Origin of the sequence: Streptomyces torulosus (genome assembly GCF_001419765.1) — a bacterium.
Lineage (GTDB): Bacteria > Actinomycetota > Actinomycetes > Streptomycetales > Streptomycetaceae > Streptomyces > Streptomyces torulosus.
Genome location: NZ_LIRK01000621.1, coordinates 1 through 6,282 on the forward strand (window position 1 = coordinate 1; position 6,282 = coordinate 6,282).

Annotated in this window: 6 protein-coding genes; 2 read left to right on the forward strand and 4 right to left on the reverse strand. The window is 72.0% G+C overall.

Annotation, left to right across the window (positions count from 1 at the left end; translation table 11 throughout):
* Window positions 1-1,283: NsdA family TPR-like regulatory protein (locus AOK23_RS35480; RefSeq protein WP_055716644.1), on the reverse strand; the 1,283-nt coding region annotated here is incomplete at its 3' end.
* A gap of 349 nt (window positions 1,284-1,632) precedes the next feature.
* Between AOK23_RS35480 and AOK23_RS35485 the strand changes: the two genes are divergently transcribed.
* Window positions 1,633-2,316 carry a bifunctional DNA primase/polymerase gene (locus tag AOK23_RS35485; protein ID WP_055716645.1) on the forward strand — a complete coding sequence of 228 codons (684 nt, stop codon included), beginning with the start codon at window positions 1,633-1,635 and terminating at the stop codon, window positions 2,314-2,316.
* Between the two features lie 73 nt (window positions 2,317-2,389).
* On the opposite strand, the gene AOK23_RS35490 is transcribed toward AOK23_RS35485, so the two are convergent.
* The 3 genes from AOK23_RS35490 to AOK23_RS35500 all read right to left on the reverse strand — a co-directional run bounded on the left by AOK23_RS35490 (window position 2,390) and on the right by AOK23_RS35500 (window position 5,487).
* Entirely contained in the window at window positions 2,390-3,007 is a 618-nt protein-coding gene (locus tag AOK23_RS35490) for a TOPRIM nucleotidyl transferase/hydrolase domain-containing protein (RefSeq protein WP_055716646.1), read from the reverse strand.
* Between the two features lie 162 nt (window positions 3,008-3,169).
* Window positions 3,170-4,084 carry an alpha/beta fold hydrolase gene (locus AOK23_RS35495; protein WP_055716647.1) on the reverse strand — a complete coding sequence of 305 codons (915 nt, stop codon included), beginning with the start codon at window positions 4,082-4,084 and terminating at the stop codon, window positions 3,170-3,172.
* 710 nt (window positions 4,085-4,794) lie between these two features.
* Window positions 4,795-5,487, reverse strand: coding sequence for an iron-dependent transcriptional repressor DtxR (locus AOK23_RS35500; RefSeq protein WP_055539361.1), 693 nt, complete (start codon window positions 5,485-5,487; stop codon window positions 4,795-4,797).
* 261 nt (window positions 5,488-5,748) lie between these two features.
* On the opposite strand from AOK23_RS35500, the gene AOK23_RS35505 reads away from it, so the two are divergent.
* On the forward strand, window positions 5,749-6,282 hold a 534-nt coding region (locus tag AOK23_RS35505; protein WP_055716648.1), incomplete at its 3' end, for a sugar isomerase domain-containing protein.

Genomic DNA, 6,282 nt, shown 5'->3' on the forward strand with positions numbered 1-6,282 from the left:
CCCCGGTTCGACCGCAGCGACCCGAGCAGTTCCACGGCCTTCAGGCCCGTGTGGCACGCCTGCTCGACCTCGCGCTGCTGCACCTGCGCCGTGGCGAGCAGCACATAGCCGATCGCCCGCCGCCGGGCCCGCGACTCGGGGTGCTTGGCCAGCGACTCCTCGGCCTGCCGCGCCGCCGCCTCCGCCTGCCCGAGATCCCGGTGGCAGTGCGCCAACTCGTCGGCGAGGTACGCCTCGTCGAAGTGCCTGATCCACGTCGGGTCGTCCCCGGACGAGGAGTCGGCCGCCTCCAGCGCCTCGACGGCCCGCCCGGCCGCCGTCTGCGCGGCGCGCGCGTCGCCCATCAGCGCGTGCCCGCGCGCCTCCGCCGCGTGGAACATGCATTCCGCGCGCGGTGTGGCGCGCCCACGCGCCCCCTCCTGCGCCGCCCGCGCCAACTGTGCGATCTCACGCGGGTTTCCGAGCTGCGCGGCGAGATGGCTCATGGACGCGGCGAGCACATAGCCGCCGTACGCGCGGTCGCCCGCGGCCTGGGCGAGCCGCAGCGCCTGGATGTAGTACCGCTGGGCGAGCCCGGGTTGCCCGGTGTCGACGGCCATGTACCCGGCGAGTTCGGTCAGCCGGGACACCGCCGCGAACAGCTCGCGGCCCACGGCCTCCCGGTAGGAGCCGGCCAGCAGCCCCGACACGACGCTGTTGAGGTAGTGCACGACGACGGGCCGGACATGCCCGCTGCCGTACTGGTGGTCGAGGTCGACGAGCGCCTGGGTCATCGCGGTCACGGCCGCCACGTCGGCCAGACCGACCCTCGGCCCCGCCGAGCGGGCCACCTGGGAGTCCGGCGCCGAGATCAGCCAGTCACGGCTGGGCTCGACGAGCGCGGAGGCGGCGACGGACGACCCCGACAGGAAGTCCCGCCGGCCCACGTCGCTGCGCCACAGCTCGCAGACCTGCTCGATGGCCCCGAGGACCGTCGGCGAGAACTGGAGCCCGACGCCGGACGCGAGGTTCTTGCCGTTGGCCATGCCGATCTCGTCGATCGTGACCGTACGGCCCAGTTTGCGCCCCAGCGCCTCGGCGATGATCGCGGGAGCCCGGCCCCGCGGCTGCTGTCCGCGCAGCCAGCGCGCGACGGACGTCTTGTCGTAGCGGAGGTCGAGTCCGTGCTCCGCGCCGCACATGTTGACCCGCCGGGCCAACCCGGCGTTGGAACAGCCCGCTTCCTGGATGAGCGCCTGCAGCCGTTCGTTCGGCTGCCTGGCGACGAGCGGCCTTGCGGCCATGGCGTACCCCCTGTGGCTGTGGTGCCTGCCCACGCTTCGAGTTGACGTGCCCTTGGCGGCCGTTCCCCTTCTGACACACGGACATCCGACTCGGTGCGCGCGCCGAACACGCGTACCGAAAGCGCATACCCGGCTGTCGAAAGGATCCGGCCTCGAAGATCAATGCCCCGCCGACATACCGAAGATGCGAGACATTCCTCGATTGCCGGGGTAAACACGGATGCTGTACCCCACACGTGGCTACCCGGCTCACTCGGTGATCCCGCCCGCGCGCCCCCGGACATGCACCCATGCGCCCCGGCCCGATCGACGATGCTCTCCCCCGCGCATGTGACATCCGTAACCACTGATGAGCGCTAGAGTTGTGTTCATCGTGGAAGAGACCATCGCGGGCCCTGAAGCTGCCCAAATCCCGAAGCAGCGTGGTGAAACGCTGCTGGACACCGCCGTTCGATACGCCGAAGAACGTCACTGGGACGTGTTTCCCGGTACGTGGCTGGAAGCAGTCGACGGGGTGCAGCACTGCTCTTGCGGCAACACCACGTGCGCGACCCCCGGCGCGCACCCGGCGCGTGAGGACTGGGCGACCCAGGCGACAGGCAGTGCGACCGTCGCACGCCGTCTGTGGTCCAAGCAGCCGACCGCGTCGATCCTGCTGCCGACAGGGCGTACGTTCGACACGATCGACGTTCCGGAGACGGCCGGCCTGCTGGCGCTGGCCCGGATGGAGCGCATGGATCTGACGCTCGGTCCGGTGACCTGGACGCCGGATCGCCGGATGCACTTCTTCGTGCTGCCGGGCGCGTCGGTCAAGGTCCCCGATCTGGTACGGAAGTTGGGCTGGTCCCCGCTGTCGCTCGACCTCAGGGCGCTGGGTGAGGGCGAGTACGTGGCGGCGCCGCCGACCCGGTACGGCTCGCGGGGAGCCGTGCAGTGGGCGCGTCGCCCCACTCCGGCGAACCGCTGGCTGCCGGACGCGGAGGAGCTGATCTCGCCGCTCGCGTACGCGTGTGGCAGGGACGGCCGCCGATAACGCTCCGGGTGGCGCGACGGCAACCTGCTTGTCGCGCTCGGCAGTTGGTGGGCGGCGGCCCGGTGGTCGGCGGTCAGAGAGTGGCGAACAGCTCGTCCAGTGGGGCGGGTACGCGGTCGGGGGCGAGGGCCTCGACGAGGACTCGTCCGTACTGGATCTTGCGGCCCTTCTTCGTGCCGAAGAACCGGCGGAGCTGCTGCTCGGCGGGGCGGCCCTGCTGGGCGGGCTGGCGGAGGAAGGTCTGCAGGGGGCGCAGGTCGCCCTCCGCGCGGACGAGTTCCTGGACGCGGGTCGTGCCGAGCGCGCGGATCAGCTCGTCCTCCAGGTCCGCCGCACACACGAAGTACCCCCCGGGTGCCGCGCCGGCGCGTTCCCAGCCGCGGGCGTAGTAGTCGCGCTCCCGCTCGTCGCACAGCCCGGTGAGGCGGAGACCGAGGCCCGACGGCCCGAGGAGCCCGGCGAAGCGGCCGACGCTCATCGCGCCACCCATCGGCAGGACGCAGACACCTTCGGCGGCGAGGTCCCGCCCGCGTCGCGCGGCGAGCGCGTCGACGGCCGCGACGTCGCTCGGCCCTTCGAGCAGCACGACCGCCCGGACACCGGCCGTCACCACCAGGTCCCGCGCCGGGTCTCCGGGCCCACCCGCCGCCCACTCGATGACCGCCTGCCGGAACGCCCCCATGTCAGCCATGCGACGAGTCTCCGTCCTTTCCGTCCGCAGGGACAGGGATTTTCCCCGCGCGACGATCACCCGGGCCGACGCCGGGCGGCCCCTACCCGGCCCGGCTCCGCCTGACGCGTAAGGGCCCCGGAGCATCCCGCTCCGGGGCCCTTTCGGCAGGGGGCGGCTCGCTCAGTCGGTGAAGCCGTCCAGGAACGGCTCTATCGCGGCGCGCCACGCGTCGGGCTGGTCGTAGTGGACGAGGTGGCCGGCGTCGGCGACCTCGGCGTACTGGCCGTGGGGCAGGACGCGGACCATCTCCTGGGCCTCGGCGCGGCCCAGTTCGCCGTCGAGGCCTCGGACGACGAGGGTGGGGCACCGGACCTGGGTCAGCTCCTCCCAGTGGGCGTCGTACACCCAGGTCTCGCGGGTCTTCAGCATCTGCTCGGGGTCGAAGACGGGCCGCCAGCCGTCGGGGCCCTCATGCATGACCTCGGAGTAGAACTCGCCGCGCGAGGGGTTGGGGCGCTCCACCCAGGGGTCGTCCTCGCCGAACCACTTACGGACGTCGGCGAGGGTCGCGAAGGGCAGCGGCCAGGCCTTGAACCAGCTCTCCCACTCCCGCTGGGAGGCGGCGCCGAGCGCCGAGGCCCGCATGTCGCAGATGATCAGACCGCGCACCAGGTCCGGGCGCTTGGCGGCCAGTTGCCAGCCGGTGAGCGCGCCCATGGCGTGGCCGATGAGGACGACGGGGGCGAGGCCGAGCTGCTCGATCGCCGCCTCGGCGTCCTCGACGTAGGCCTCACGGGTGTAGGCGGCCTGCTCCGGTTTCTCGCTCCGGCCGTGGCCCCGCTGGTCCAGGGCGACGGCGCGGTGCCGCTCGGAGAGCCAGCGGGCGGTGGGCGCCCAGTGCGAGGCGCGGCCCATGAGGCCGTGCAATAACAGGACGCCGGGCCCCGGCTCGCCGCCGGGTTTCTCCCCCGCTCCCGGCTCGGTCCGTCCGCCGGTCAGGTCGCCGGGTATGTCCCCGGTCTTGGGCGGGTCCCCGAACTCCCAGGCAGCGAGACTCACGCCGCCCGTTCCGGTCACGTCGATGCGCCGCGTCATTGGCACCCCCCACACTCCCGCTCGGACCGCTCGCCGCCGAAGCTCTCGCCGCGCTTCGAACCGGATGGTCCATTCGTCCTGACCGCTGTCGTACCGCTGTCGTGCTGCCCTTGCTGTTCGCGCCGTGGTGCACGCCGCTCGAACGGCGCGCACTTGTTGTTACAGCGCGCGTATCGATCGGCACGTTACGTATGGGATGCGTGGGTCGGTCCGGGACGGGCCGCTCGACGCGACGCCACGCCGTACACGTTATCGAATACACATTCGAAGATGCCGTTCCTGACGACAACACCCCTCGTTCGAGTGACCCCCCTCAAGGATTGCCCGCCGCCACCGAGGGGAGATCTTCAACGGGAGGCGGACCGCTCGGGGAAAACGGTCCGAGGGGGATGACCCTGGGAGCTCGGGGCTCCGGGTCAGCACAGGGGAGGACAGGCCCCGGCGCCGCACGGCGCCGGGGCCCTCCTCACGTCCACGGCACATCCGCCCCGCCCCCTCCTCCGCCACCGCGAGATCGCCGTCTCGGGCGGCCAAGAGCCCCTCAGGTCATATGCCTCACGGGCAAGCCTCGCACGCGAACGGTCCGCGCGCTGCGATTCGGCGCAGTGAATCTCGGACTTCGGCGGGCGGCCGGCGGACGGTCGAGGTGGCGGGCGTGAGCCGTGCGCAGGCCCGGCCGGAAAGCGCCTGCCGCACGCCGGGCGGCAGTGTCAGCGCTTGGCGACGAACACGTGCGAGGCGACCTCCGCCGCGAGCTCCGCGGCCTCGCCGCCGCTGCCCACGAGCACCCCGCCGGCCGCCTCCGTCACACTCACCACGGAGCCGGGCTGCACGCCCGCGCGCCGCAGCGTGTACATCAGCTGCGCGTCCGTCTGGATGGGCTCGCCGATCCGGCGCACGACGACGGTCTTGCCCTCGTTGCCCGGGTCGAGGTCCGCGAGCGAGACCATGCCCTCGTCTAGGAACGGGTCCGCGCCGTCCTTCTCGCCCAGCTCCTCCAGGCCCGGGATCGGATTGCCGTACGGCGACTCCGTGGGGTGGCGGAGCAGTTCGAGCACACGGCGCTCGACGGCCTCGCTCATCACGTGCTCCCAGCGGCAGGCCTCCGCGTGGACCTGCTCCCACTCCAGGCCGATCACATCGACGAGCAGGCACTCCGCGAGGCGGTGCTTGCGCATCACGCGCGTCGCGAGGCGGCGGCCCTCCTCGGTGAGCTCCAGATGCCGGTCCGCCGCGACGGAGACGAGGCCGTCGCGCTCCATGCGCGCGACCGTCTGGCTGACCGTCGGGCCGCTCTGATCGAGGCGCTCGGCGATCCGGGCACGCATGGGGACCACACCTTCCTCTTCGAGTTCGAGGATGGTGCGGAGATACATCTCCGTCGTGTCGATCAGTCCGGACATACGTGCCCCTCGATGAGATTCAGCGGCTTCGCTGCGCTGGCCCTGGACTCAATTCTTACGCATCCCACTGACAACCGGGCCGTCGCTGCCGTTTTCCCGGGGTGCCCCCCAAGGATGCCCCTCCGGGGCACCGGGTGGGCGCCGTCCTCCCACCCTTTTCCGCGCCCTTCTCCCCGGCCTTCGCCCTGACCGCCGTATTGACACCCCACTGGTCCAGACCTCTAACGTGATCGCAGGTCGGACGGACGGAGGGGTGCGGGCATGGCGGACAGCACTGCGGCGGCACGGCGTTTCCTGGACGCGGCGATCGGGCTGGTGGAGCGCGTACGGGACGAGGAGGCCGACAGCGTCGCCGCCGCCGGGAAACTCGTCGCGGACACGGTCGTCGACGGCGGCCGTCTCTTCGCGTTCGGCGCCGGTCACTCCTCCCTCGCCGCCCAGGACCTCGTCTACCGGGCCGGCGGGCTCGCCCTGATGAACCTGCTGGCCGTGCCCGGCGCCGTAGGCGTCGACGTGATGCCGGCGACGCTGGGCTCCGCGCTGGAGCGGGTCGACGGACTGGCGACGGCCGTGCTCGACAGCAGCCCCCTGCGCGCCGGCGACCTCCTGATCGTCATCTCCCTGTCCGGGCGCAACGCCCTGCCCGTCGAGATGGCGCGGCACGCCCGCGAACTCGGTGTGAAGGTGATCGGCGTCACCTCCGTCGCGTACGCCACGGCGACGACTTCACGCCACTCCTCGGGCACCTTCCTCAAGGACCACTGCGACCTCGTCCTCGACTCCAAGATCGGCGTC